Raw genomic sequence first — 26219 nt, forward strand, 5'->3', positions numbered from 1 at the left:
GGGCCCGCACTTCCATACGGCGCCCGGGACCACGGCGTTCACCGGCAGCGGCGAACTCGCGTGCGGGTTCAGCTCTTGCGGGCCACCCCGCCGTACATGGCGACCTCCTCCGGCTCGGCACCGGCCTCGTCCTCCGGGCGCCACCGCGAGCAGGACACCACACCCGGCTCCAGCAGCTCCAGACCGTCGAAGAACCGGGCCACGTCCTCGGGCGTGCGCTGCGTGAGCTTCGGAGTGCCGTGCTCGTTCCAGAACTTCACCGCCTCGTCCACGTCCGGCATCGACGGGCTGGTGACGGTGTGCGACAGCACCAGGTGGCTGCCCGCCGGGAGCCGGTCGGTCAACCGCCGCACCAGACCGTACGGATCCTCCTCGTCCCCGATGAAGATGACCACGCCGAGCAGCATCAGCGCCACCGGCTCGCTGAAGTCCAGCGTCTTCGCCGCGTGTTCGAGGATCGCGTCGACATTGCGCAGGTCCTCGTCCAGGTAGTCGGTACGGCCCTCCGGCGTGCTGGTCAGCAGGGCCCGCGCGTGCGCCAGGACCAGCGGGTCGTTGTCGACGTACACGATCCGGGACTCCGGCGCGATCCGCTGCGCCACCTCGTGCGTGTTGTCGGCGGTGGGCAGTCCGGTACCGATGTCCAGGAACTGCCGGATGCCCACCTCGCGGACCAGGTGACGCACGGCGCGGCCGAGGAAGAGCCGGTCGGCGCGGGCGTACTCCCCGATGCCCGGGTGCAGTTGGCGGATCTGGTCGCCGGCCGCGCGGTCGACCTCGTAGTTGTCCTTGCCGCCGAGCCAGTAGTTCCAGATCCGGGCGGTGTGCGGCTGGCCGGTGTTGATGCGGGCGCGCAGCGACGCGGCCACGTCGTTGGTGGCTGCCGGGTTGTCGGTCACGTGGTCAGCTCCTGGATGCCTGATGAGATGCCTTGCCGAGATGCCTGACGGACGCCGGGCGGGACGCCTGACGAGAGACACTCGAGAGATACACCGTGCAAGACGCAATCTAGACGCCCGAGTTGATCTCCGCCGACCGTCCCGGGTTTTCCGCCGCCGGAGCGAACAGCCTGGCCCGGCTGCGCGCGTCCCCCCACACCGACCCCGCCCCCACGTACGGCCGCAGGCACGCCGTCAGCTCCGGGTCACCGCTGCCGGCCAGCTCGTCGGAGGCGATCCTGCGGGCGACCCCGGCCAGGAAGTCGGCGATCTGCACCCGGGCGTCGTCCCGGGAGTCGACCAGCCGCAGCCCGCCGAGGGCGATCCCGTCCCGCCGGGCGGACTGTACGATCCGGGCGATCCGCCCCGGCGTCAGCGTGTTCTGCTGGTCGTGCACGAGCAGCACCGGCCGTCCGTCCGCACTCCAGTGCGCGGCCGTGTACCGGATCGCCGGAAACAGCGGATTGAGCACCGGGAAGAGCGCGGGCGCCGCCCGCATCCGGGTCCGGTAGGCCTCCGCCCGCGCCCGGTGCGCGGCCAGCCGGCGCAGGATCCCCGCGGCCTCCGAACCGGGAGCCGCCCGCACGAGCGTGTCGACGGCCGCGAAGAACGCCGCCCCGGCCGCGTCCCCCGTCCCTGCGGCGCCCCCCGTTCCGGCCGCGCCCCCCGCACCGCGCACCCGCAGCAGACCGTTCGCGGCCACCAGGAACTCCCGCCAGGCCCCGGCACCGAAGACCCCCGGCCCCTGCCGGTACAGCGCGACGGCGTCCGCCGGGTCGACGGACAGCAGCGCGACGACCCGGTCCACGAGGAGGAACGCCTTCTCGGTCAGATGCACATGGGCCCGCCCGTGGATCGGCCCGCCCTCGGCCAGCAGCCACACCAGCACCGCCCGGTGCTTCTCGCGCAGCAGATGGCCCGCCTTGTACTCCTCGGCGGGCGAACGGATCCGGCGCCGGATCTCCGCGACGCACTCCGCGGCCGTGTCCACCGGCAGGGCCACGCTCGCGTGGGCGAACACCTCGGTGTTCCCGCCGGCCAGGTTCTCCCCGTCCGACCCCGACTCGTCACAGGCCACCTCCCGCGGGCGGCCCTCCGCCACCGCCTCCCGCGCCTCGTGCACCGCGCCGGCCCCGTCTCCGCCCACACCACAGCCCTTCGTCCCGAGCCTCACGACCAGCATGCCGCACGGCGCTGCCCGACGGAGCGGTTCGCCGCAGGGGCGGTACCTGGACGGCGGTCCTTCGCGCGGCAGCCGGCTGTGAAGCGGGTATCCGCCGCCGGGCAGCCGAGGGGCCGGCGGCGGTGGACGAGCGGCCCGGGGCGGGCGGCCCAGCCGGAGTCCCGGTACCGCTGCGGGAGTCACGCCGTCCGCGGGGCCAGGCCGCCGGGCGGCTCGGCGGTCCTGCGGCACCGGGCCCCGGCGGAAGGGAGCGCGTCGGGGACGGCGTCGACGAAGACCTGCGGCGGCCGGTGGCCATGGGCTCGCGGCCCGACCGGGGGGTGCGCACGTACCGGTGCGTCAGTTACGCAAGGCGTGTCGGGCGTCAGGTGCGTCAGGGGCCTCGGGTGCGTCGTGTGTCAGATGTGGCCCGCGGCCGGTTCCGGGTGGGGTTGTGGAGCGGGGGTGCGGCGGGGGAGCAGGAGCGGGGTGGCCAGCAACAGCAGACCGGCCAGGCCGATGGCCGTGCGCGGCCCGAGCAGGCTGCCCAGGACGCCCCAGACGGCCGTCAGGAGCGCGGTCGCGGCCTTGCTCGTGACCTGCCAGGCGGAGAGCGTACGGGTGATCCGGTCGGCCGCGGTGCGTTCGAGGCGGTAGGTGGCGTAGACGGGATTGAAGACTCCGCAGCAGAAGATCAGACCGAGCTCGACGCCCATCACCACCAGCAGCCCTCCGGTCCCCGGCCCCGCGAAGGCCAGCCCGACGGGCCAGAGCGCGCGCAGCGCCCCGGCCGCCACCAGGACCCGGTGCTGCCCGAACCGGGTGACCAGGGGACGGGCCAGCCGCGAACCGAGCAGCCCGCCGATCGACGGCGCGGCGAAGGCGAGGCCGTACTGCCACGGTGCGAAGCCGAGCCGCCCGAGCATCAGGACGGCCAGCAGCGGTTCGGCGGCCATCACCAGGCCGTTGAACAGGGCGGTGTTGAGGAACAGCGGGCGCAGCGTCGCGTCGGCAAGGATGTACCGCCAGCCGTCGAGCAGGTCCCCGGCCCGCATGCGCGCCGCCTCCCGGCGCCCGGGCCGGGGCTCGTGCCCGCCCGTCGCCCGAATGCCCAGGGCCGAGAGCAGATAGCTGACCGCGTCGGCCAGCACCGTCACCACCGGGCCGAGCAGCCCGATCGCGGCACCGCCCAGCGCGGGTCCGACGATCGTGGTCGACCAGGCCGTGGACTCGAACCGGGCGTTGGCGACGAGGAGTTCCTCGGCCGGCAGCAGCGTCTTCAGGTACGCGCCGGAGGCGGCGCGGAAGGTGATGTCGGCCGCGGCGACGACGACCGAGACCAACAGGAGCTGAAGGAAGGTGAGCGCACCGAGCGCGAAGGCGGTGGGGATCGTCAGCAGCGCCGCGCACCGCACCAGGTCCATCGCGATCAGCACGGGCCGCTTGCGGCGGAACTCCACCCACGGGCCGAGCGGCACCGCCACGGCCGCGCCCACCGCGGACCCCACGGCGGAGAGTGCGGCGACCTCCGCCGGCCCGGCGTGCAGCACCCGGACGGCGATGAGGGGGAAGGCGCCGAAGGCGAGCCACGTGCCGAGCGCGCTGGTCCCATAGGCTGCCCAGAGCCACCCGAACCGCCGCCCCAGCCGGTGCCCGCTCTTCATGTCCGACTCCGCCCCTCGCCCCACTCACCCCGTACAGCCGTTCAGGAACCATCCAAGCGAGGGCCGTACCCGGCGATCAAACAACCGCGGAGCCGTGCAGTACAACCAACGGTTGTGGTCCTACGCTGTCGGCATGGACCTCGATGCCGTCCGCACCTTCGTCGCCGCCGCGGACGCGGGTCGGTTCCAGGACGCCGCCGCCGAGCTGGCGATCACCCAGCAGGCCGTCTCCAAGCGCATCGCCGCGCTGGAGCGGCACCTCGGGGTGCGCCTGTTCACCCGCACGCCCCGCGGTGTCCGGCCGACCATCGACGGGCAGGCGTTCCTGCCCCACGCGCGCGAACTGCTGCGCGTCGCCGAGCGCGCGGGCGCCTCCTTGCGCACCGGCAGCCGTCCGCTGCGCGTCGACGTGATCGCCTCGCGGGGCGCGGGGTCGGGCCTGATGCGCGGCTTCCACCGCGCGCACCCCGAGATCGACCTCGACGTGGTGTGGCTGCTCGGCATCGACACGGCCGTCGCCGCGATCCGCTCCGGCGAGATCGACGCGTCCTTCCGTGCCGTCGCCGCGCCGGGCCGCCCCCTCCCCGAGGACATCGAGGCCGTCCGGGTACTCGACGAACCGCTCCAGCTGCTCACCGGCCCCGCCCACGCGCTGGCGGGCGCCCGGTCGGTGTCCCTCGCCGAGCTGGCCGGGCACCGGATCTGGATGCCCGGCCTCGTCCCCGGTACCGAGTGGGCCGCCTACTACGACGACCTCGTCGCCGAGTTCGGCCTCACCATCGAGGCGACCGGCCCCAACTTCGGCTCGGACGCGCTCCTCGACACCATCGCCGACACGCCGGCCCTGGCCACCTTCATGGGAGAGCAGACCCTCCCCCGGCTACCGCTGGGAACCGCCCCCGCCGTCCGGACCGCCGGCCACGGCCTGCGCCGCATCCCGGTGACCGACCCGACGCCCGTCTACCCGCACTCCCTCCTCTGGCACCGCGACAACCCCCACCCGGCGCTGTCATCCCTCCGCGCGTACCTCGCCACCACCTCCGCCGGCCACGACGCCACCGGGACCTGGACACCGGGCTGGGTGATCCCGCGCTGAACAGACTGCCTGACATGCGGTTCTGACGCTACCGAGGGACACTGGAACCAGTGGTCCTGATCCACGCTGCTCCCGCGAGCGCTCGGCCCCGAGCCGATGAGGGGGACCCATGAGTGTGTCGGCCGTCCTGATCCTCGTTGCCTTCCTCGTCGTGGCCGGTCTCGTCACCTGGCTCCTGGTCGAGACGAAGTGGCGTCAAGGAAGCGGTCAGGGCGGGGACCAGGGCCAAGCCGACACGACGCGGTCGTGGACCGGTCTCCTGGCCGTCATAGCGAGCGACCTCGCCATCGCGGTGGCGGGAATCTGGGGCATCACGAAGGCGGGGGCCCAGGCACAACAGGTGGTGCCGCTGCTCACCAGCGCGTTCACCGCGATCACCGCCATCACGACGGCTTACTTCGGGATCAAGGCTGTTGCCAACACGGCCAAAGAAGCCATCGAAAGCCCGTCGCCCCCGGGTCCCCAGGGCCCACCAGGGCCACCGGGCCCGCCCGGGCCACCGGCGTCTCCCGACGCGCCCCCCGGGGGTGCGGCGCAGGCCGGTCCCGAGGAGGGGGCCGATGGGGGCGGAGGCCTTGATGCCCTCTCGAAACAGATCGGCGAACTCTCGGCAGAGGTAAGCCGGATCAGCGAGGACCTCCGACGCCCGACAGCGTCCCGGACCGTGCCGGGCACCGCCCGAAGGCTGCGTGGGCCCGGGAAAGAGACATGAGGGCCGGCACTCACCTTGAGCGCGTGAACCCTGGTGAAACGGAGCCGGAAAGCGCCCGTCGAGCGCAATGCCCGAGGCAACGGCAGCGCGGTCCGTGCATCCGGAGACGCAAGCAGCGCCTCGTGCCGTACTCCACGATCCTCTCCGCCGCGACGCAGAGGGGCAACCTTGCCCCCGGCCGGACGGTGACCTGCTCGCACCCCCGCCACGGGGTGTCAACTCGCACCGGCGTGCCGGTGTCCGGGTCGTCGTCGTGCGGTCCTCCTCACGCGGCGCGCCGCCTCCTAGACTGCGGGTATGGACGACACGCGGCTCGACCGGCTCGGTTCCGGCAAGTACCTGCTGGTGACCAGCTACCGCAAGAACGGCACGCCCGTCGCCACCCCGGTGTGGGTGGTCCGGGACGGCGGCGCCCTCGGGGTGTGGACGGTCGCCGACAGCTGGAAGGTCAAGCGGATCCGGCGCCGCCCCGACGTCCTCGTAGGCCCCTGTGACGTGCGCGGCAACCCCACCGGCGACCAGGTGCCGGCCACCGCCGAGATCACCGACGCGGCCACCACCGCCCGCTACCGCAGACTGATCGCGCGCAAGTACGGCATCCTCGGCCGCCTCACCCTGCTCGGCAGCCGGCTCCGCCGGGGCGCGGACGGCACGGTCGGGATCCGGGTGACCCTCGGGGAGTGAGGGTTCACACCTGACCAGGGACGATCAATGAGGCCGGAGTTGCGTCCCCCGCTCCCCGGTCACAGCCTGGAAGAGGGACTCCACGCAGAACGGCCAGGACACGCGTCCAGGGCCGAGGCGACGAGCCGGCACCGGTCGGCGGGCGCCAGACGTGGGGGCGGCGGGCCGCTGCAGCGCCTGAGCGGGTGCGGGTTCGGCCGCATGCCCGGCGGGACGTCGGGCGCGCCGTCGTGGGCCGGCCAGGACGCCGTGCTCACACCAGGCCGGCCAAGGACGCCCCGGCCAGGCCTTCCCAGAGCACCACCGCCAACCAAGGGGCAGCCATGGACGCGCACCAGGGGCTACACGACCATCACCACGGCGATACGACCTTCGGCTCTCACGGCATGCTGCTTCTCGGCGGAGAGGTCTTCCACATGTCGCATCTGCCGATGTTCCGGTACCCGCACCACTTCCAGGTGATCCTGGAGGTCGGCCTGGACGACACCGTCGGCTCGGTGGTCCGCTCCCATCGGCATGTCGTGCCCGAGGAACCGTACGACACGTTCGTTCCAAAGGACTTCGCGATGCGTGAGCTGGATCCACGGGGCACCGGTCCACGACGCACGTCGATGACCGGCCGGCTCTTCTGCGGGCACTTCGAGCGGGAGGGCGGGAACCACCCGCCGCTCGCCGAGGAAACCGTCGCGACCGTGCGCAACGTCGTGTACTTCGCCGAACTCGATGTGCGGGCGGAGCACCGGGAGGACGGCGAGCTCGCCTACCTCTGCTTCGGCCGCGGCGGGCAGCTGTACCTCGCCCATGCGATCACCGCGGCGCCCGACTTCGACCAACTGCTCACGGTCCGTACCGTCCCCGGCACCGCGACCGACCCGCTCGGCGAACCGCTGCCCGACGACGAGGCCACCCTGGAGAAGTTCTTCGCGGAGCGCTTCGCCGTGGCCGAACGGGTCGGCATCCTCGGCCGGACCGACGGACCGGACCAGCGGATGGTTCCCCCGGAAACCGTTGCCGGAGCGTTCTCCATCCCGCCCCCGAGCGGCGTCCACGGGTTCCGTGTGCAGCTGGTGGCACAGCGGGAGGTGTACCTGGAGACCGGCGACCTCCGCGGACCCGGGCATCATCCCGACTGAGCGGAGACGCCGGTCACGGCGGAAACTGCCGGAGCTACAGCTCGCCCTGGACCGGGAGCCGCTCCCAGCGGCCGAAAGGTCCCCGGCGGGGGCACCCGGCCATACGTCCCCACGGCACGGTGGGGATCCGGGTGACCCTCGGGGAGTGAGGGCCACCCGGGACATGCGTCCTACGACGCGTTCAGCACCGCGCCCGTCAGCTCCAGGCCGTCGGTCCGCGGCTCACCGGTCTGCGGGTCGACCTGCCGGAACCGCACCGACTCCGTGGACTCCCGCACCCGGTCCTTCAGCGTGGGCAGCGTGATGTCCACGCTGGTACGCCCAGCGGGGATGTCCGCCCAGAGGTAGAGCCCGCCGACCTTGGACAGCGGACGCTCGGGATCGGGCTTCTCGCCGCTCGTCTCCTTCAGCCAGCTCGCCGGGACGTCCTTCGTGGACAGCTCCGGCGCGGTGGCCGGCGCGACCGCGAACAGCCCGCCCATGTCCACGTCGACCGCCTCGGACAGCGACAGCCGCCACTTCAGCGACTTGCCCTCGGTCACCTTGCCGGCGACGGGCGTGACGGTCATCCTGGGCGCCGGATCGTCCTCGTGGACGGTGATCCCGCCCCGGTAGGAACCGACGACCGCACCGCGGACCGCCTTGACCAGCACGTCGTACGACACGTCGGCGCCGTACCGGGTGTTGCCCTTGACCTGGACCGACACGTCGATGTCCTGACCGCCCGGACGCACCGTCACCAGCCGGTTGGTGGTCTTGCCGGAGACCGGGTCGACGACGTACACCCGGACCTGACCGCTGCCGCCCCGGCCCGTCACCCGCGCCGGGATCCGGTAGGTGCGTACACCGGAGTCACCCTCGTCCACGGTCGTCCGGCCGAGGTCGACCCGCGGCAGCGCGTCCGTCCGCACCGCCGGCGTTCCCGGCCGCCAGCCCCACGCGTCCATGAGCCAGACCCGTCCCGACGCCGAACGCGGGGTCAGCTCCATCGACTTGACCGAACCCAGGTCGAGCCCGGCAGCCGGCAACGGCACCCGGATCTCCCGCGCCCAGTAGGAGGCGGTCCGCTCACTGCCGGGCAGGCCGTCCAGCGTGACCCGGCCGAGCTTCGCCTTCTTGCCGGCGGTGTCGGTCAGGGCCACGTCCAACTGTGTGCCCTTGGAGTTCGGCGGCACGAACAGCCGCAGCGCGAGCGCCTTGGCACCGGACAGCGACACCGGCTGCTGCACGGTCACCCGGGCCGGGCTGCCGGCGCGCGTCCAGTGCAGCGCGATCGCGTGCCGGTCCGCCTCCGGGCCGACCTCCCACTGCGCGAAGTGCGGCGAGGACCCCTTGGCGCCCTGCCCCAGGCAAGCCTTGGCCGGGCTCGGGTCCACCGCGGCGCACAGCTTCCCGCCGGTCACCGACACCCCGCCGTCCGGCAGGAACCCGCCGCCCCGGCGGGCACCGACCGCGTGGCTGAGGACCCGCGCCGGGTCCGCCGACGGCGCCCGCTTCCCGGAGCCGTCCAGCAGCGGCCGCACCCGGTCGTCCCCGGCGAGGAACAGCCGCGCCGCGGCGGCGATGTACGTCGAACCGGCCCGGTGCTGCCGGTCGGCGGTCAGCCGGGTCGCCGCCCGCTTGCCGCACACCTTGTCCGGGTGCTGCGGCTCGTCGTAGAAGTCGTCCTCGGCGGGTGCCGCGGCCTGGCCCGGCGTCCACTCCGAGTTGAAGAAGTTGTGGTTCGCGCCGATCACGTACACCGCGCTGTGCAGCGCGGTCCCGTTGCCCACCCGGCGCGTGCCGTCGACGTACACCTCGCCCTGGAGGTCGGAGACGTCACCGTCGCAGCCCGGCAGGATCGTCACCGACGGCACGTCGGGCACCGGGTTCTGGCCGAAGACGGTGGGGCCGATCAGGACGGTGCCCCGGATGGTCCAGCGCACCGGCCCGTGGTAGCCGTCCTGCTCGGCGGGTGCCGCGGCGAGGCTGTCCAGGGCGGCCCGGTTGACGCCCTCGCCGCCGCGCGAGTGCCCGACCAGCAGCACCCGCGACAGGTCGGCGCGGGGTGCCTCACGGACCACCTTCGGGGCACTCTCGGGGTGTTCGGCCCAGCCGGCCCAGCGGGCCAGGTGCAGCCGCACCAGCGACGAACGGGCCTGGGCGCCGCCGTCCTCCGCCGCGAAGTCCTGCCCGTTGATCCCGTTGGCCGAGATCGACACGGTCACATAGCCCTGGGACGCGAGCAGCTTCTGGTCCCGCAGGTAGCCGCGGTGGCTCGGCACCTGCTTGGTGCCGGCGGGGCAGGGCCAGGCGCCGCTGATGTCGCGGCCCTTGTAGCACGTGTAGTGGCGGCCGTGCAGGAAAAGGGCCAGGGGCCGCTTGCCGGTGGCGCCGACCGGGGAGACGACCACCGCGCGCATCTCCACCGGCTTCGAAAAGCCCGGCAGCCGTACCGACTTCAGTCCGTACTCGCCGGTCTTGGTGCGGTACGCGCCGGGCTTGCCCGGGTCCACGGCGTTCGCCGGCTGCGGGGCCGGCAGCCGGGGCGCCGACGCGGCACCGGCCGTCTCCCGCGCGTCCAACCGCCGCCCGCCGGACCAGACCTGCAGTCCCTGCAGCTCGGTCGTCCGCCGTCCGTCCAGCGACAGCCGGAAGGTGTGCCCGTCCGCGGCAGGCTGTGGCACACCCAACAGCTGGTCCCCGGAGCGGAACTCGACCCGGGCGTCCCCCATCGGCACCGGCTTCTGCGACCGCCACACCAGCTGCGGCGCCGAGCCGCCGCCGGCCAGCCGCCACCCCGGCGGCAGCGGCGCGTCACTTGACAACGCGCCTGATATTGCGGGGGGTTGGGAGCGGGCGACTGCCACTCCCGGGGATGCTCCCGCCACCGCGAGCAACGCGGCGGCGGCCACCCCTATGTGCCGCGCACGGACCACAGTTCCTCCTCGAACCCCGACCACGGACGTCCCGGACCTCCCGGGCGTCCCGGGCGTCCCTCGCCCCGGGAGGATGAAAAGGGGAGGCTGTGGGTTGCCTGTGCAGGAGAGGTGATCGATCACACCGAGGAGCGGGGCGCCGCACGCGAGGCTCCTCAACCCGGCTTGGAACCAGCCGAGTTGGTCAGCGTTCCCGAGCGTGCCCCCGTCATCCGCCGCGACGTCACGGGCGGTTGTGGGAGAAGGGCCACCCCCCGTGAGCCGGGCCGGCCGGGTGGCCGAGCCCGGCCGCGGCTTTGCGCTGGAGCTGCTCCGGGGCGAGTGATCACGGCCCCGTAAGCTCATGGCGAGTCGGGCAGGCGGTGGACCTGCGCACCACCCGCCGCGCGGAGGGACCCCGCCCGTTTCGCCGAGACCGCCTGGTCCGCGAGGACATCGGTGAGGCCGTCGTCGACCTGGTCACCTGGTGGCTGGACGACGAGCCCGCCGAGGTCTTCGGCTACGGCGGGCTCGGCTGCCACGGCCGTACGGGCGAACGCCACGGGCCGCGCCGACGGCGCCGTCACCAGCGAGGACGACATGGCCGTTGCCGTCCGATGGGCGCGCGGCGCGACGATGACGTACTGCCTGACTGCTTACTCCCCGTGCGGGGTACGGCGGTCAGGTCCAGGCCCGGTACGGCTCGTCCACCAGCTGGAAGACCGGCTCACCGCGCACCGGGTCCTTGGCGGTGGACAGCCGGACCCGGTCGCCGCTGTGGATCCCGACCGGTGGGCCCATCACCCGGCCCCGGACGACGAACCCCTCGGCCATCTCGACCAGCGACACATTGCGCGCCGCGGGCGTGTTGCGGTGCACCACGGTGGAGTGGCGGACCGTGCCGACGCCCTCACTGCGCTCCGTGCGCAGCTCGCTGCCCTGACAGACCGGACAGAGCAGCCGGTGGTACATCGCGGTGCCGCACCAGGTGCAGCGCTGGAAGAGGATGGCGTCCTTGGAGTCCGCGGCGGGATCGAGAACACCCGCAGCGGAACCGGCCGCCGGATGCGAGGTGCTTGCTGAGTGGTGGTACACGCTGGTCAACTCCCTGCGCTCGGCCGGAATCCCGCGTGCCGGCGCAGACCGGGCACGCGTGTGCGCGGTTGCCGTGCCACCGTGCACGCCGTCAGGGTATGGCACTGAGTGTCACTCGTAAAGGCACTCCGTACCCCAATTTTGCGTCGGGTCAGCCCGCGGGTCAGTCGCGGTCCAGCGCCGTCTCCAGTTCCTGCACCATCCGCCACAGCGGGACGTCCCGGCGGGAGACCAGCACCACCACGTCGTCGGGCTGCCCCGGCCCCGCCTCGGTGCCAGCCGCGCCGAGCCAGGCGGCGGCCACCGGGGCGGTGGCCGGCGGGGCGGCTGCCCGGGCGACCGCCGCCTGGGGGGCAGCCGCCCGGCCGAACGTCCGCTGGACGTATCCCAGCGCGCTGTCCACCGCCGCGCCCGGGTCGGTCCTGCCGTCCGACCGCAGCCAGGAACGCAGCGCGTTGTTGTGCGCGGCGACGACCGCGGCCGCGATCACATCGGCGTGCAGGGTCCCGTCGGGCCGCCCCGCGAACCGCGCGCGCAGGTACTCGGCGAGCGCCCGCTCGTAGCGCCACACGACCGACAGCTCGTAGGCGCGCAGGCCCGGCACCTGCCGGGTGAGGCGGTAGCGCTGCACGGAGAAGGTCGGGTTCTCGGCGTACATCCGGAGCACCAGCCGGGCCGCGTCGCAGACCCGCCGCACGGGATCGTGCTCCGGGCCGCCCGCCGCGAGGAACGCGGTCATGTCGGCCAGGCAGCGCTCGTGGTCGGGGAAGACCACGTCCTCTTTCGAGGGGAAGTAGCGGAAGAACGAACGCCGGCCCACCCCCGCCAGGGCCACGATGTCGTCCACGGTGGTCTGCTCGAACCCGCGTTCCAGGAAGAGCCGGAAGGCCGCCGCCACCAGGGCGTCCCGGATCGGCGGCTTCGCGGCCGGCACCGCGCTGCTGGAGCTCATGGACGGGAACGTAGCACCCGGACCCGGTTTCGTGACACTCAGTGCAGCCTGAGCGCCTCTTTGAGGGAACTGAGTGCTTCTGGGGTCACCCAAACGAACGCTTCTCGGCGGGTTTCGGCGTCTGGGGGTGCGGGCGGTCACCGGGGGTGGCCGAAAAGCGCCGCACTCTGCGGCGTAACCTTTCTCCGCCGTGGCCGCAACCACGACGACCCGCACCGCACTTGCTTGCCCCCGCGCCGCCCCGAGGAGCCCTCATGTCCGCCGCCCGCCCCCGCCTGCTGTACGTCACGGACCTGGCGTACCAGGCCCGCGGGCGCCGCTATTGCGACGAGGACATCCACCTCACCTCGCGGCTGCGTGACCGCTTCGACCTGGCCCTGTGCCATCCGTTGGACGCGGTGGCCCTGATGGACGGCTTCGACGCCGTCGTCGTCCGCAACAGCGGGCCGGTCCTCGGCTACCAGCGGGAGTACGACGCCTTCCGCGCCCGCGCGCTCGCCGCCGGCACCCGGGTGTACAACCCGCTCACGGGAAAGGCGGACATGGCCGGGAAGCAGTACCTGCTCGACCTGACGGACGCCGGATACCCGGTGATACCGACCATCGACCGCGCGGAGGACCTGGACCGGCTGCCGGCCGCCGAGCAGTACGTGGTCAAGCCGAAGCTGGGCGCGGACTCCCTCGGCCTGCGCGTCGTCCCCGGGAGCCGGCTCGCCGCACTCACCGCCGGCGACATCCTGATCCAGCCCCGCGTCGAGTTCGTCCACGAGGTGTCCTTCTACTTCGTCGACGACGACTTCCAGTACGCCCTGTACGCCCCCGACCCCGAGCGCCGCTGGCAGCTGAGGCCCTACGCGGCCACCGCCGGCGACCTGGAGTTCGCCCGCCGGTTCATCGACTGGAACGATCTCGGCCACGGCATCCAGCGCGTCGACGCCTGCCGTACCCCCGACGGCGAGCTGCTCCTGGTCGAACTGGAGGACCTCAACCCCTACCTGTCCCTGGACGCGCTGCAGGAGGAGGCCAGGGACGCCTTCGTGGCCGCGTTCACGGCGTCGCTGAGCCGGTTCGTGCAGGGGGCGCTCAGCCCGGCCTGACCGCGACCGGCCGTTCAGCCCGGGCATGTCGGGGGAGTGCGGCGCGGGCGAGACGGACCGGGGCGGCGGCGTTCAGCGCGGGAAAGGCCACCGCGCCGAGGGCTCGGACAGGCGCCCTCCTGCGCGTCGAGTACCGCACGCGGCATCGAGCACGGCACCCGTCGCCGGCCCGGACGCCGGCCGCAGCCCCGTCCTCGACCACCACGATCCCGGAGGGCAGGGCGCTGTCGGTGGTCGCCTGTACCGTGCATCCGTATGAAGATCGAATCCCTTCTCGATGACCTGGGCAGCGACGACCCCGCGCGCGTGGAGGCCGCGGCCGCACGGCTGGCGGAGGAAGCCGACCGTGTGGTGCCGACGCTGCTGCGGGGGCTGGCCGGTGTGCAGCGGACCGCCGATCTGCAGCCGGTCATGCGGGTGTTGACCCGCGTCGGGCCGCCGGCCTTCGACGCCGTCCTCGCGGCGTGGGACCGCAAGGAGGTGACGGACTGGCAGGCGGGCCGCCTGCTCGGGGCGTTCGACGAGCGCTGCGCCGACCGGTACGCGGCCCTGGCGGCCGATCCGGACTACGGCAGGTCGACCAACGGCTTCCAGGGGCTCGTCAGGCTGCGGACGGAGTCCGAGGCCGGACTGCGGGCCCTGGTGGAAAGCCATGCCCACGGCAGGCTCGTCCCCTACAAGGCTGCCGACTACGCCCGCCTGCTGCACGCCTCGTTCCGGCCGCGGCTGCGTGCCCTGCGCCGTGACCCGTCCGTCTCTCCGAGGATCCGGCGCGGCGCGATGGCGGCACTGCTGGCGGGCGGCGGCCCCGACGCGCTCGACGACCGCGACCGCGCGGCGATCGAGCGGCTGATACGGGTGAAGATCCCGCACGAGACACCGAGGCTCCCGTCGTCGACCCTGAGCGGTTGGTGGATGGCCGTCCCCGGGGCGTCGTACGAAGGCGTTTTCGAGGCCTTGGACCTGCACGACCGGCGGCCCGTCACGGTCTCCGCCGGCGTCCGCGCGGCGGAGAGCCGGGAGATCCGGGTCCCCGGACCGGACGGCGCCGACCGCAGCGTGGGCCGGGCCTTCGTCACCCCGGAGCTGGACGGCTGGCGGCTGGTCTTCGGCCCGTTTGACCTGCTCGTCGGCGACCCCTGGGACGGCATGATCGAGACGATCGAGCGGGTCAGCGAGCGTTGCGGCCAGGCCCAGTTCTTCTTCCTGGACGACGCCGGCGGCTCCGACGTGTGGATCGTCGCCGAGAACGGCCGGGTGATCCGTCGGTACGCCGCCGAGAGCGACCCCGAATGGGAGGGCGACCCGCTGCCGTGGGAGACCCTCGCGGTCGACGACCCCGACTTCGACCCCGAGTACGACGAAACCCCGCCCAACACGGGCACCGCGGGCGCGCGGTCCGCCTGCGCGTACCTCTCGGTCGACCCCGGTGAGGTCGGTCCGGGCACCGCCGTGCGCGGCCACGGCTGGCTGGCGGTCACCGCACCAGGCGTGGGCCACGGCCCGTTCCCCGGGACACTCCCCATCTGAGACGGACGGCCGCGCCATCCCGGACCGACTGGCCTCCCTAGCATCCCAGCCGCCGAATGGCAAGACTCGACGTATACGTGAAGGTTGAATTAGTTTCGTATCACTTAGGTCATCCATCCGCAAAGGTAATGATTTGTGACACGGAGGCAACCGGTTGAGGGCCTGCCGTTCCACGAGCCCACCCTGGCCGCTGCGCGCACCGTGGCCCAGGGCGCGTCCCTGCTGGCCGCCCTGATCGGTGCGGTGGGCCTGTCCGGATGGATCCTGGGTGTCGACGTCCTCAAGAGCGCACTGCCGGGCGGTGTTCCGGCCATGAAGCCGAACACCGCCGTGGCCCTGCTCTCGCTGGGCCTCTCGCTGTTCGTGGTGGTGCGCGGGTCCGCGGCCCCGAAGGTGATGGCCGGCGCCCGCGCGGCCGCGGTCCTGGCCACGTCGATCGGCGGGCTGACCCTGGCGGAGCACGTCACCGGTGCCGGCCTGGGCATCGATCAGCTTGTGTTCAGGGACGACACCGTCCTGGCCGCAACCGGAGCGCCCGGCCGGACGGCGCCGAGTGCGGCCGCCGCGCTGACGATCGCGGGTGTGGCCGCCCTGTGCATGAGCATGCGCCGTCTGCCCGCCTGGACGAGCCAGGTCCCGGGCCTGGCGGTCCTCTGCCTGGGCCTGCTGCGCCTGTACGGCCTGGCCTACGATGCGCCGGAGCTGGAACGGTTCGGCGCCTACATGGCCCTGCCCACCGCGCTGGCCCTGGTGCTGCTCGGCGCCGCCGCCTTCCTCGGCCGCCCGGACGAGGGCCCTGCCGGCCTGCTGATGAACGCGGGCACCATGGGACCGCTCGGGCGCCGGCTGGTCGTCGCCAACCTGGTCGTTCCCCTGCTGCTGGGCTGGGCCGTCCTGGCCGGTCAGGACGCTGGGCTGTACGGCGGCCGGCTGGGGACGGCGCTGCTGGTGTGGGGCCACGCGACCGTGTTCACCGGGCTGGTCTTCGTCACCCTGCCCGTGGGCCGCCGGGTCGAGCTGGCGCACGCCCGGGCCGAGTGGCAGGTACGGCAGAACGAACTGCTGCTGGCGTTCATGGACCACACCCCCGCGATGGTGTTCATCACGGATCTGGACGGCCGGTTCCTGGCCGTCAACGCCCGGTTCGAGGAGAGCACCGGCCTGCCGTACGAACGGATCGTGGAGCAGCGGGCCCCGGACCTCCTGCCGCCCGCGCTGGCACGTCACCTGGGGGCCGACGACCTCGCCACGCTGGCCCGCGGCAGCGCCGTGCAGCGGGAGGGGCGCCTCCTGCTGCCGGGCGGGTGCCGGGACGTGCTGACCACGCTGTTCCCGTTGACCGATCCGGCCGACCGGCCCTACGCCGCCTGCGGTGTGGTCATCGACATCACCGAACGCGTCGCCGCCCAGCGTGAGGTCCAGCGGGCACACCGGCGCTTCCACGCGCTGCTGGAATCCGCGCCCGACGCCACCTTGATCACCGACGGCGACGGGATCATCGTCATGGCGAACGCGCAGGTGAAAGGGCTCTTCGGCCGCAAGCCGGACGACCTCGTCGGCACCAGTGTCGTCGACCTGGTGCCCGGCCCGCGGCACCGGTGGCACAGCGCGCTGCTGAACACCTACTTGCGGCGGCGCGACGGCAGGCCGATCGTCCTGGACCGGGGCCTGTACGGGCTGCACGGCGACGGCGGCGAGTTCCCCGTCGAGGTCAGCATCAGCACCCTCCAGGCCGAACAGGAGACGCTGGTGTTCCTGACCGTCAGGGACATCACCGAACGCAGGCAGGCCGAGGCCGACCGCGCCCAGCGCTACGAGCACCAGCGGCGCATCGCCTACACCCTGCAGCACAGCCTCATGGGCGAGCCGCCCCACCTGCCGCACCTGCCCAGCGCCCACCGGTACCTGGCGTCCGTCCAGGACCCCGGGGTCGGCGGCGACTGGTTCGACATCATCCCGCTGGACGCGGGCCGCACCGGCATCGTCATCGGTGACGTGATGGGCCGGGGCCTGGAGGCGGCGGCCGTCATGGGCCAGCTGCGCGCCGCCTCCCACGCGCTGGCCCGTACGGGCATCACGCCCAGCCGGCTCATGACCGGTCTGGACGCGTTCGTCGGCGACCTCGCGGACCAGCTCGTCACCTGCACCTACCTGGTCGTGGACCAGGACGCCCGCGAGGTCACCCTGTGCTCGGCCGGACACATGCCGGTCATCGCCCTGACCCCGGACGGACCCGCCCACCGGCTGCGGGCACCCGTCGGTGTGCCGCTGGGCGTCAACGGCCTGTCCGGCACCGCCGTGCCGTTCCAGGAGACGACCCGGTCGCTGCCCTCGGGCAGCACACTCGCGCTCTACACCGACGGACTGGTCGAGCGGCCCGGCGCCGACATCGACGCCCGGATCGACATCCTCGCCCACACCCTCGACGGCGCGCTCAAGGACGACCCCGGGGAGCCCGGCGCCCTGGACGAGGCCGCCTCCCTGCTGATCGGCACCCTCATCCCGGACACGACCCTGCACGACGACGACGTGACGCTGCTCCTGGTCGGCCTGCCGGCGTCGGCCACGGCCGCGTAGGCGGCGGGCGCTCGCCCCCGGCAGGTCACCGCGCAAGCCGCCCTCGCAGGGGTGGGTCGCCGCCGCGGCGAGCGCGCGATACCCTGCCTGGGTACCGTACCGAGCGGACGCCGACGAGCAGGAGGAACACGACCGTGGAGGGCGCGTGGGCAGGCAGGCGGGGTGTCGCCCGGCTCTGTGCCCTGTGCGCGGTGCTGTGCGGCCTGTTCCTCATGCACGGCGCCCCGGCCACCGCGGCGGAAGGCTGCCACACCGCCATGACCATGGCGGCGGTCTCGCCGATGCCCGCCGGCCACGCGGCCGCCGTGACGACCCCGGCGGCGCCGGCCGCACACGGTCCGGGACCCACGGTGCGGGCTGCCGACACGTCCCGGACGCCCGGGACGTTGTGCGTCTCCACGCCGGCCCCCGAGCGCACCCCGCTGCCCGCCCCCGGCCTGCTCGCCGTGGCAGGCGGAGCGGCGCTCGCCCTGTGGACGCGGGCCCGGCTGCGTACGGCGGCCGGCGGGACGGGGCGGCGCGGTCCACCGGCCGGGGGACGAGACCTCCTGCTCCAGGTGTGCATCGCGCGGACGTGACAGGCACGCGCCGGAACCGGGCCCCAGGCCTGCGACCGGCACCGTGCCCTGTTCGTTTCCGCGCACCCCCCGGTGTGGTGCGCCCACCCGGAAAGACCCATCGATGTCTTCTGCTTCCCGTTCCCGGCTGCGTGCTTCCCGTCCCACCCCGCGCCGCCGTGGCCTCGCCGCGGTCGGCGCCGCGGCCTTCCTCGCGGTGACGCTCGCCGCCTGCGGCTCCTCCGGCGGCTCCTCCTCGTCCATGCCGGGCATGGACCACGGCGCCACGTCCGCCACGTCCTCCTCGCCCAGCGCCGCGCAGACGCCGGGTGACATGCCGGGCATGGACCACATGGCCACCGGCAACGGCCTGTCCGACTCCCGGGACGGCTACCGCCTCACCTCCGCGGACACGACCCTGCCGGCCGGCCGGCAGACCGCCTACCGGTTCACGGTCACGGGCCCGGACGGCAAGGCGGTCACCGGCTTCACCCTCGACCAGACCAAGCGGATGCACTTCTACGCCGTCCGCTCCGACCTGACCGGCTTCCAGCACCTGCACCCCACCATGGCCGCCGACGGCACCTGGACCGCGGACCTGGCCCCCCTCACCGCGGGCCGCTGGCGCGTGTTCGCCTCCTTCACGCCCGCCGCCGGGGCCGGCAAGGGCAAGGACTTCGTGCTCTCGCGCCCCGTCACCGTGCCCGGCAAGGCCACGGACAGCCCGCTGCCCGCCCCCGCCGCCGGCACGCGGGTCGACGGGTACACCGTCACCGTCAAGGGCGAGCCCATGGCGGGGATGGCGCACCCGCTGACCGTCTCCATCGCCGAGGACGGCAGGCCCGTCACCGGCCTCCAGCCCTATCTGGACACCTACGCGCACCTGACCGCCTTCCACGAGGGCGACGCCGCGTTCGCCCACCTCCACCCGACCACCGAGGCGACCGGCGGCCACGGCGGCCCGGACCTGACCTTCCATGCCGAACTGCCCGCTTCCGGCAACTGGCGGCTGTTCCTGCAGTTCCAGACCGGCGGCACGCTCCACACCGCCGCCGTGACCCTGCACGTCGGCTGACCCACGGCGGGGCGCCGTCGCCCGTACGGCGGCGCCCCGCACCCCGGCCGGCGGCAGCGGTCCCCGCATGGGTGGCCGTACACCACGCTGCGCAGGGAAGGCTTCACAGATGCACGCCGTACTGCACGCGCTCTCGATCACCGGATCCATGACCTGGGAGATCACCTGGGCCCTGATCCTGGGCTTCGCCCTGTCCGCCGTCGTCCAGGCCGTGATCCGGAAATCCACCGTCGTCTCCCTGCTCGGCGACGACCGGCCGCGCACCCTCGCCGTCTCCGCGGGCCTGGGCGCGGCGTCCTCCTCCTGCTCCTACGCCGCGGTGGCGCTGGCCCGCTCGCTGTTCCGCAAGGGCGCGAACTTCACCGCCGCGATGGCCTTCGAGATCGCCTCCACCAACCTCGTCGTCGAGCTCGGCGTCATCCTGGCGCTGCTGATGGGCTGGCAGTTCACCGCCGCGGAGTTCGTCGGCGGCCCCGTCATGATCGTTGTGCTGGCCGTCCTGTTCCGCCTGTTCCTGCGCCGGGGTCTGCTGGGCCAGGCCCGAGAACAGGCGGAGAAAGGGCTGGCCGGGTCGATGGAGGGTCACGCGGGGATGGACATGTCCGTGCCGGCCGCAGGCTCTTTCGGCAGCCGGCTGCTCTCCCGCGAGGGCTTCACCGCCACCAGTCACGTCTTCGTCATGGAGTGGGCGGCGATTCTGCGCGACCTCGTCGTCGGACTGCTCGTCGCCGGCGCGATCGCCGCCTGGGTCCCGGACTCCTTCTGGCACGCCTTCTTCTTCGACGGCCACCCGCTCGCCGCCAAGCTGTGGGGTCCCCTCGTCGGCCCACTGGTGGCGATCGCCTCGTTCGTGTGCTCCATCGGCAACGTTCCGCTGGCCGTGGTGCTGTGGAAGGGAGGCATCAGCTTCGGCGGCGTGGTGGCGTTCATCTTCGCCGACCTGCTGATCCTGCCGATCCTCAACATCTACCGGAAGTACTACGGCGCGAAGATGGCCGCGTTCCTCCTCGGCACCTTCTACCTCGCCATGGTCACGGCCGGATACGTCGTGGAGTTCGCCTTCGGCGGCCTCGGCCTGATCCCCGACCAGGCCGCCGCGCAGGTCCCCATGGAGGGCATCGGCTGGAACTACACCACCTGGCTCAACATCGTCTTCCTCGTCCTCGCCGGCGTGCTCCTGGTGCGGTTCCTGCGGACCGGCGGGCTGCCCATGCTGCGCATGATGGGCGGCTCACCCGCGAGCGGCCAGGACCACGGCGACCACGGGTGACCGCCCCCGCCCGGCTGCCGACCGACGCGCCCGGCAGGCCCCGCGCGGGGGGCGGCCTGAACGGGCCCGCGGTGGGCGCCGTATCTGAGCGCAGGGGCGTGGAAGCCCCGTATCCGCGGGACGGAAGGAGAGCCAGGTGCCGACACCGCCCGACCCCGAACAGCCGCCGCCCGGGCAGGTGCTGGAGCCCGTCCGGGTCCTGCGGCCCCGCCGCTTCGACGCCCTGGCGGAGCTGATGCGGGAGTTCCGGCCCGACCCGGTGACGTACGAGCCCCTCGGCACGGCACCCGGTCCGCACGGCTCGCCGGCGCGGACGGCCCACCCCGTCGAGGCCGACACCCAGGAACTCCCGCCCGTCCCCACGCCCCTGCCGGCGACCGCCCGCCGTCCCGCGTCCCCCCGCACCGCTGCCGCCCCTGCCGCGGCCGCCCCCGGTCCGGGTCCCGGACTGCGCCGGGCCGCCGTCGCCGTGGCCGTGGCCGCCGCGGCACTCGTCGGCTTCGGCTGCGCCCTGCTGCTCCCCGGCCGCCAGCAGGCCGCCGCCACCGCCGACCCGTCCCCACCGGCCACGGCCGCCGCGTCGGCCCCCGCGTCGGCCCCGTCGCCCACCGCCTCGGCCCCGCCGTCGGCCCCCACAACATCGGCCGCACCCACCGCCGCGACCGACCCCGACGGCCCCGGCACCCTCCGCCAGGGCGACACCGGCCCCGAGGTCACCGACCTTCAGCAGCGCCTGCTGCGCATCCCGGACGTCTACCGCGACGGCTCCACCAGCGGCACCTACGACGCCACGCTCACCGAGGCCGTGGCCCGCTTCCAGCTCTGGTACGGCATCAGCGGCGACGAGACGGGTGTCTACGGGAACGACACGCGCCGTGCGCTGGAGTCCCGCACCGGCTTCGGAGACGATGCATGAGCGCAGAACGCGTGAGCGAACGGGACCGAGCGGCGGCGGACGGGAGCGGACGGCATGGCGGACGAGAGCGGCACGCGGGGCGAGGCGACGGATCCGAGCGGCTTCTTCGACCGGCTGGACCCGGACATGTGCGTGGTCACCGTCGCGGCGAGCGGCGAGCGGGCCGGCTGCCTGGTCGGCTTCGCCTCGCAGTGCTCCATCGAACCGCTCCGGTTCGCCGTGTGGCTGTCCAAGGCCAACCGCACCTACCGGGTCGCCCGGGCCGCCCAGTTCCTCGCCGTCCATCTGCTCACCCGGGACCAGCGGGAGCTGGCGGAACTCTTCGGCGGCGAGACGGGCGACGAGACCGACAAGTTCGCCCGGCTCGACTGGCGGGAGGGGCACGGCGGCGCCGCCGTCCTGACGGACGCGGCGGCCTGGTTCGTCGGCACCATCCTGCACCGCACCGACGGTGGTGACCACGTCGGGTTCGTGCTCGATCCGGTCCAGTGGGGCGAGGGGGCGGGTGGGCCGCTGCTGCGCCTCTCCGACGCCGTGGGCATCGACGCCGGCCACCCCGTGGACTGAGCGCGCCCCGGGACCGGTCGCGGCACTAGCCGTCCGCGTCCCGCTCATCCTCCAGAGGCATCCGGATGTCCAGCACACACACGTCGTCCCGCCGCTCGTCCGCGAGCATCGACGCGAGGAGCGCGTCCAGGGAGCCCGCCTCGCCGCGGCTGTGGCGGCGCACCGCCTCGGCCAGCCGGGCGAAACCCGCGTCGAGGCCCTCGCCGGGGCGCTCGACCAGGCCGTCGGTGTACAGCAGCAGCCGGTCCCCGGGTTCCAGCCGCAGTTCCCGCGACTCGTAGACGGGGGTCGACGTCGCGCCGAGCAGCATGCCGCCGGGCCGGTCCAGGAAGCGCACCTCGCCCCGGCGCACCAGCAGCGGCGGCGGGTGCCCGGCCTGCGCCCAGGACAGGACGTGCCGGTCGGGGTCGTAGTGGGCCAGCACCATGGTGGCGGTGATCTGGCCGTCCCGGGAGTGCAGCAGGAGCTGGTTCAGCCGCGCCAGAGCCCCGGTGAGCGAGGAGCCGGTGCTGACCATGCCCTTCGCGGTGAACCGGAGCTGGGCCATGGTGGCCACGGCGTCGATACCGTGGCCCGCCACGTCACCGACCACGAACAGCGCGTCGCAGTCCGGCAGTTCGACGGCGCTGAACCAGTCACCGCCGACGTGGATGCCGGCCTGCGCGGGCAGGTAGGCCACCTCGACGCGCAGCCCGGCCAGCCGCACCGGCTTGCTGGGCAGCGGCAGCAGGGCGTGCTGCAGCCGGGTCGCCAGGGCCCGTTCGGCCTGGAGGATGCCGCGCTGGAGGAGCATCGCCCGTTCGCTCTCCACCAGCGCGAGTTCCGCGCTGCGCTGCGCGGTGAGGTCCTGGACGAAGCCGTGCACCTCCACCGGGGTGCCGTCGGGCGCCGTGACGGCCTCCGCGACCATCCGCAGATGCCGGACCCCCGCGGGCGTGTCGATGCGGAACGGCACGTTGAACGGCCGTCCCCGGGAGACGAGTTCGGCGATCGCGTGGGCCAGCGGGCCGGTGTCCTCCGGCAGGGCCAGGTCGGGCAGCTGCTCCAGCCGGACCGGGTCCTGGCCGGGGACCAGACCGAGCACGGCGTACGTCTGCGCGGCCCAGGAGATCTCCTGGGTGACCAGGTTCCAGTTGGCCCAGCCCAGGTTGCCGAGCCGCTGCACGTCGGCGAGGCGCTGTTCCTGCCGGTCCACCGGGTCGTGCCGCAGCCAGGTCACCACCAGACCCTCGCCCAGCGGGGCGGCCCGCACCGTGTAGGTGGCGGTCACGGGTACCTCGCCGACCACGTCCTGGTAGACGAACGGCTCGCCCTCGAAGGGCGCTCCGGTCTCCAGGGCCTGCAGATAGCCCTGCCACAGCGGTTCGCCCGCGACCGACGGGTAGCTCTCCAGGATGTGTCTGCCGACCATGGCCCGGCCGGTCCGGCCGAACACGTCGACCGCCTCCGGGGTGGCGGCGTCGATGCGGTAGTCCTCCACCTCGCCAGAGGGGGCGCGCAGCGGGGTCAGCAGGATCGCGGCGCCCGGCAGCGCGTCGAACACGGCCTGTACGGTCGGGGAGAAGTCCCCGGGTGTACCGTTCTGCGGGCTGTCGAAGGCCCGCAGCCGGCCCGCGCAGAGCCGGGCCACGGCCCGCAGCAGCTCCCGCTCGCGCGGGGTGAACGGCCCGCCCCGCCGGCGCAGCACCCCGAGGGCGGCGTGGGCGGTGTCCCCGGCCGGCAGCGGCAGCCAGGCCCGGGTGAGCCACCGCTCCGGGGGATCCCCGATGAGCAGGTACCGCGTGCGGTCGACGGCGAGGTCCTCCAGCCAGCGGGGCTCCCCGGACCGCAGGGCGTCCATCGCGGCCACGCCGGGCATCGGGGGCAGCTGACGCCACTGGGCGGCGAGAGTGGGGTCGATGCCGGCGTGTCCCATCAGCCCCAGGCCGCCCTCGGGCAGCCGCTCGTACAGCATCACCGCGTCGCCGCCCACCTCCTGCACCAGGTGCTCCAGCAGGCATCCGGCCAGTTCGTGCGGCGAGCCGACCCGGACCAGGTCGCGGGCGATGTGCCCGAGCACGTCCGCGAGGTCGGTGGTGCCGGCGGGCGCGCTCCCGCAGGAGGCGGTGCCGGCGGGTGCCGTCGGGGTGGTGGCGGGCCGTTCCATGGGCGGCAAGGCGCCCAGGGTGAGCCAGCACTGTTCGAGGAGGGTGCGGTTGCCTTCCTTGGCGCGCTGGGCCAGCTCCTCGTGGGCCGTGTCCGGCGTACACCCGGTGAGGGCCATCAGCACGCCCTTGGCCCGCTCCAGGACCGCCGAGGTCGCGGCCAGGTCCCGCAGCCGCTCCACCTCCGCGCGCTGCCGGGCCACGACCCTGGCCAGCGCCGCCAGATCGGCGCTGGGGTCGCGGTCCACCGGAGGCAGAGGCTCGCTCGTCACGCGACGAGCATCGCACACCTGGGGCCGCTCGATCACTCGTCTGCCGGGTCGGGATTCGTACGACCTTCAGGCAAGCTGCCAGCGCGGGTGAAAGTGCAGGTCAGGAAGGAGATCAGCGGCTCGTGCCGCGGCCGGCCAGGGCCTCGCTGACCGCCCGGACGCTGCGCGCGATGTGCTGCAGCTGGAGTACCTCCGCCGCGTACATCTTGATCGTGTGTTCGATCACCGACTCGGGCAGTCCCAGCATCGGCAGCTCGGCCCGAGCCGTCTGCAGCGCGGTCCGCGCGACGCGGATCTCCTGCTGCACCTGGATCTGCGCGTGCCGGGCGAGCAGGACCGGGTGCCGGATGAGCGCCGGATAGCTGGCGTAGCGCGCGGGGATCAGTTCGCGCAGCCACTTGGCCGCCGAGCGTTCCCAGTCGTACGAGCCCGGGGTCTTGACCTGACAGGGCCAGTCAGGGCTGATGCGCGTGCTGGTCAGGGGCATGATCATCGCTTCCGGTGTGCGGCGTCGGAGGGTGTCGACGGATTCGGGGCGGCCCCGGCCTAGGGGATGGCCGGGGCCGCCACGGGCGCGTCGCGCAGACGACACGCCCCGGTGCACCCCGGGCGCCGACGTGGGTAGGGGACGGCGGCACGGGGTGTCCGTGCGGGAGCCCCGGGCGCGGGGAACCGGCGCTGCGTGCGGTGGTGCGTGCGCATGGGCGGTCCGTCGGCTTTCTCGGGGCGGTGTTGCGGAGGGTGCGCCGAGCAGTATTTATATATGCCGACCGGTTTGCAAGACGTATGAAAACATTCATGCGCGATATGTGGTGAATCATCCCCGTCCAGGGGGTGGGGGACCGCAAGATCTTCACGGTTCGCCCGGCGCGGGCGGAAGGATCGGCCGGTCAGTCCCGGAGGAAGAACTGGTGCTGCTCGGAGAGCTGTTCGTACTTCTCCAGCCGGGCCTGGGTGCGCTCCGGATCGGCGTCGGTCATGGCCTGGAGCAGCGCAGCGGCCAGCACACCGGGGGCGGCGTAGGAGTCGAACACCAGCCGGGAACCGGTGCCGGTGGCGAAGGTGACGTCGGCCTCGTCGGCCAGCGGCCCCAGCGCCAGATCGGTCACCAGGGCGACCTTCAGGCCCGCGCCGCGCGCCACCCGGACGGCCTGGAGCGTCTCCTGGGAGTGCCGGGGCATGGCGAAGGCCAGCACCCAGCTGCCGCCCGCCTCGCGGGACTGCAGCAGCGCGTCGTAGGCCACGCTGCCGCCGCGGGTCACCAGCCGCACGTCCGGGTGGATACGGCGGGCGGCGTAGCCGAAGTACTCGGCGAGCGACACCGAGATGCGCAGGCCCAGCACGGTCAGCGGGGTGGAGCGGGACAGCTCGCGGCCGACCTGGATGACCCGGTTGGGGTCGGCGAAGTCGCGCCGCAGGTTCTCCAGGTTCTCGATCTCGGCGTCGACGGCCGCCTGCAGCTCGTTGGCCCGGTCCTCCTCGCCGGGCCCGCCGGCCAGGCTGCTGAGCGCGATCGACTGGAGCCTCTCGCGCAGCGCGGGGTAGCCGCTGAAGCCGACCGCGGCGGCGAAGCGGGTGACGGAGGGCTGGCTGACCCCGACCCGGTCGGCCAGCTCGGTGATCGACAGGAACGCGGCCTCGGTGATGTGCTCGATCAGGTACTGGGCGATGCGCCGCTGCCCCGGCGACAGACGCGGACCGTCGAACAGTTCCCTGAGCCGGGAGGTCGGGGCGGCCTCGGCCTCGGGCACCGCTTTTCCCGACGTGATCGCTGATGCCTGTGCGCGTGCCTGCTGCGGCGAGGGCACCGCTCGGCCTCCTTTGTCTGCCACGAGCACTCAACATAGCTCACCGACCGCCGTGACCAGGGGGTTGGAGCAG

Annotated in this window: 22 protein-coding genes; 12 read left to right on the forward strand and 10 right to left on the reverse strand. The window is 73.5% G+C overall.

Annotated features, from left to right (window positions below):
* Positions 1-68 precede the first annotated feature (68 nt).
* From S1361_RS35770 to S1361_RS35780, 3 genes are all read right to left on the reverse strand, one after another.
* Positions 69-899, reverse strand: a complete 831-nt coding sequence (locus S1361_RS35770; protein WP_208035972.1) for an SAM-dependent methyltransferase — start codon at positions 897-899, stop codon at positions 69-71.
* A gap of 109 nt (positions 900-1008) precedes the next feature.
* Positions 1009-2016, reverse strand: a complete 1008-nt coding sequence (locus S1361_RS35775) for a hypothetical protein (protein ID WP_208036923.1) — start codon at positions 2014-2016, stop codon at positions 1009-1011.
* 503 nt (positions 2017-2519) lie between these two features.
* Positions 2520-3764 (reverse strand): MFS transporter, encoded by a 1245-nt coding sequence (locus tag S1361_RS35780; protein WP_208035973.1) that lies wholly within the window; start codon positions 3762-3764, stop codon positions 2520-2522.
* Between the two features lie 133 nt (positions 3765-3897).
* Between S1361_RS35780 and S1361_RS35785 the strand changes: the two genes are divergently transcribed.
* The 4 genes from S1361_RS35785 (at position 3898) to S1361_RS35800 (ending at position 7389) form a co-directional block, all read left to right on the forward strand.
* Positions 3898-4860 carry a LysR family transcriptional regulator gene (locus S1361_RS35785; protein ID WP_208035974.1) on the forward strand — a complete coding sequence of 321 codons (963 nt, stop codon included), beginning with the start codon at positions 3898-3900 and terminating at the stop codon, positions 4858-4860.
* Between the two features lie 109 nt (positions 4861-4969).
* On the forward strand, positions 4970-5572 hold the full coding sequence (locus S1361_RS35790; protein WP_208035975.1) for a hypothetical protein: 603 nt from the start codon (positions 4970-4972) through the stop codon (positions 5570-5572).
* 297 nt (positions 5573-5869) lie between these two features.
* Positions 5870-6256 (forward strand): PPOX class F420-dependent oxidoreductase, encoded by a 387-nt coding sequence (locus S1361_RS35795; RefSeq protein ID WP_208035976.1) that lies wholly within the window; start codon positions 5870-5872, stop codon positions 6254-6256.
* Between the two features lie 323 nt (positions 6257-6579).
* Positions 6580-7389, forward strand: a complete 810-nt coding sequence (locus S1361_RS35800; RefSeq protein ID WP_208035977.1) for a hypothetical protein — start codon at positions 6580-6582, stop codon at positions 7387-7389.
* A gap of 170 nt (positions 7390-7559) precedes the next feature.
* On the opposite strand, the gene S1361_RS35805 is transcribed toward S1361_RS35800, so the two are convergent.
* From S1361_RS35805 to S1361_RS35820, 4 genes are all read right to left on the reverse strand, one after another.
* The gene (locus S1361_RS35805) at positions 7560-10307 is read right to left on the reverse strand and encodes an alpha/beta hydrolase (RefSeq protein ID WP_208035978.1); all 2748 of its coding nucleotides are present in this window, start codon (positions 10305-10307) and stop codon (positions 7560-7562) included.
* Between the two features lie 341 nt (positions 10308-10648).
* Positions 10649-10888 carry a hypothetical protein gene (locus tag S1361_RS35810; protein ID WP_208035979.1) on the reverse strand — a complete coding sequence of 80 codons (240 nt, stop codon included), beginning with the start codon at positions 10886-10888 and terminating at the stop codon, positions 10649-10651.
* Between the two features lie 79 nt (positions 10889-10967).
* The gene (locus S1361_RS35815; protein WP_208035980.1) at positions 10968-11381 is read right to left on the reverse strand and encodes a Zn-ribbon domain-containing OB-fold protein; all 414 of its coding nucleotides are present in this window, start codon (positions 11379-11381) and stop codon (positions 10968-10970) included.
* A 163-nt stretch (positions 11382-11544) separates the two neighbouring features.
* Positions 11545-12333, reverse strand: coding sequence for a TetR family transcriptional regulator (locus S1361_RS35820; RefSeq protein WP_208035981.1), 789 nt, complete (start codon positions 12331-12333; stop codon positions 11545-11547).
* A gap of 254 nt (positions 12334-12587) precedes the next feature.
* On the opposite strand from S1361_RS35820, the gene S1361_RS35825 reads away from it, so the two are divergent.
* From S1361_RS35825 to S1361_RS35860, 8 genes are all read left to right on the forward strand, one after another.
* Positions 12588-13430, forward strand: a complete 843-nt coding sequence (locus tag S1361_RS35825) for an ATP-grasp domain-containing protein (protein WP_208035982.1) — start codon at positions 12588-12590, stop codon at positions 13428-13430.
* A 255-nt stretch (positions 13431-13685) separates the two neighbouring features.
* Positions 13686-14960, forward strand: coding sequence for a hypothetical protein (locus S1361_RS35830; RefSeq protein WP_208035983.1), 1275 nt, complete (start codon positions 13686-13688; stop codon positions 14958-14960).
* A gap of 135 nt (positions 14961-15095) precedes the next feature.
* Positions 15096-17537, forward strand: a complete 2442-nt coding sequence (locus S1361_RS35835) for a SpoIIE family protein phosphatase (protein ID WP_208035984.1) — start codon at positions 15096-15098, stop codon at positions 17535-17537.
* Between the two features lie 134 nt (positions 17538-17671).
* On the forward strand, positions 17672-18115 hold the full coding sequence (locus S1361_RS35840) for a hypothetical protein (RefSeq protein ID WP_208035985.1): 444 nt from the start codon (positions 17672-17674) through the stop codon (positions 18113-18115).
* Between the two features lie 103 nt (positions 18116-18218).
* Positions 18219-19169, forward strand: coding sequence for a hypothetical protein (locus S1361_RS35845; RefSeq protein WP_208035986.1), 951 nt, complete (start codon positions 18219-18221; stop codon positions 19167-19169).
* 109 nt (positions 19170-19278) lie between these two features.
* A complete protein-coding gene (locus tag S1361_RS35850) occupies positions 19279-20439 on the forward strand; it encodes a permease (protein WP_208035987.1) in 1161 nt (386 codons plus the stop codon).
* A gap of 136 nt (positions 20440-20575) precedes the next feature.
* The gene (locus tag S1361_RS35855; protein ID WP_208035988.1) at positions 20576-21355 is read left to right on the forward strand and encodes a peptidoglycan-binding protein; all 780 of its coding nucleotides are present in this window, start codon (positions 20576-20578) and stop codon (positions 21353-21355) included.
* 54 nt (positions 21356-21409) lie between these two features.
* On the forward strand, positions 21410-21922 hold the full coding sequence (locus S1361_RS35860; protein ID WP_208035989.1) for a flavin reductase family protein: 513 nt from the start codon (positions 21410-21412) through the stop codon (positions 21920-21922).
* Positions 21923-21947: 25 nt separating this feature from the next.
* Here S1361_RS35860 and S1361_RS35865 read toward each other — a convergent pair whose 3' ends face one another.
* The 3 genes from S1361_RS35865 to S1361_RS35875 all read right to left on the reverse strand — a co-directional run bounded on the left by S1361_RS35865 (position 21948) and on the right by S1361_RS35875 (position 26146).
* The gene (locus S1361_RS35865; RefSeq protein ID WP_208035990.1) at positions 21948-24338 is read right to left on the reverse strand and encodes a SpoIIE family protein phosphatase; all 2391 of its coding nucleotides are present in this window, start codon (positions 24336-24338) and stop codon (positions 21948-21950) included.
* 112 nt (positions 24339-24450) lie between these two features.
* Positions 24451-24831, reverse strand: a complete 381-nt coding sequence (locus tag S1361_RS35870) for a hypothetical protein (protein ID WP_208035991.1) — start codon at positions 24829-24831, stop codon at positions 24451-24453.
* A 397-nt stretch (positions 24832-25228) separates the two neighbouring features.
* On the reverse strand, positions 25229-26146 hold the full coding sequence (locus S1361_RS35875) for a MurR/RpiR family transcriptional regulator (RefSeq protein ID WP_208035992.1): 918 nt from the start codon (positions 26144-26146) through the stop codon (positions 25229-25231).
* Between the last annotated feature and the right edge of the window lie 73 nt (positions 26147-26219).

The organism is Streptomyces cyanogenus (assembly GCF_017526105.1).
GTDB lineage: Bacteria > Actinomycetota > Actinomycetes > Streptomycetales > Streptomycetaceae > Streptomyces > Streptomyces cyanogenus.

Coding starts and splice junctions, on each gene's coding strand:
- S1361_RS35780 (WP_208035973.1), bottom strand. CDS start 3,764: ATGAAGAGCGGGCACCGGCTGGGGCGGCGGTTCGGGTGGCTCTGGGCA.
- S1361_RS35785 (WP_208035974.1), top strand. CDS start 3,898: ATGGACCTCGATGCCGTCCGCACCTTCGTCGCCGCCGCGGACGCGGGT.
- S1361_RS35790 (WP_208035975.1), top strand. CDS start 4,970: ATGAGTGTGTCGGCCGTCCTGATCCTCGTTGCCTTCCTCGTCGTGGCC.
- S1361_RS35795 (WP_208035976.1), top strand. CDS start 5,870: ATGGACGACACGCGGCTCGACCGGCTCGGTTCCGGCAAGTACCTGCTG.
- S1361_RS35800 (WP_208035977.1), top strand. CDS start 6,580: ATGGACGCGCACCAGGGGCTACACGACCATCACCACGGCGATACGACC.
- S1361_RS35810 (WP_208035979.1), bottom strand. CDS start 10,888: ATGTCGTCCTCGCTGGTGACGGCGCCGTCGGCGCGGCCCGTGGCGTTC.
- S1361_RS35820 (WP_208035981.1), bottom strand. CDS start 12,333: ATGAGCTCCAGCAGCGCGGTGCCGGCCGCGAAGCCGCCGATCCGGGAC.
- S1361_RS35825 (WP_208035982.1), top strand. CDS start 12,588: ATGTCCGCCGCCCGCCCCCGCCTGCTGTACGTCACGGACCTGGCGTAC.
- S1361_RS35830 (WP_208035983.1), top strand. CDS start 13,686: ATGAAGATCGAATCCCTTCTCGATGACCTGGGCAGCGACGACCCCGCG.
- S1361_RS35845 (WP_208035986.1), top strand. CDS start 18,219: ATGTCTTCTGCTTCCCGTTCCCGGCTGCGTGCTTCCCGTCCCACCCCG.
- S1361_RS35850 (WP_208035987.1), top strand. CDS start 19,279: ATGCACGCCGTACTGCACGCGCTCTCGATCACCGGATCCATGACCTGG.
- S1361_RS35860 (WP_208035989.1), top strand. CDS start 21,410: ATGGCGGACGAGAGCGGCACGCGGGGCGAGGCGACGGATCCGAGCGGC.
- S1361_RS35870 (WP_208035991.1), bottom strand. CDS start 24,831: ATGATCATGCCCCTGACCAGCACGCGCATCAGCCCTGACTGGCCCTGT.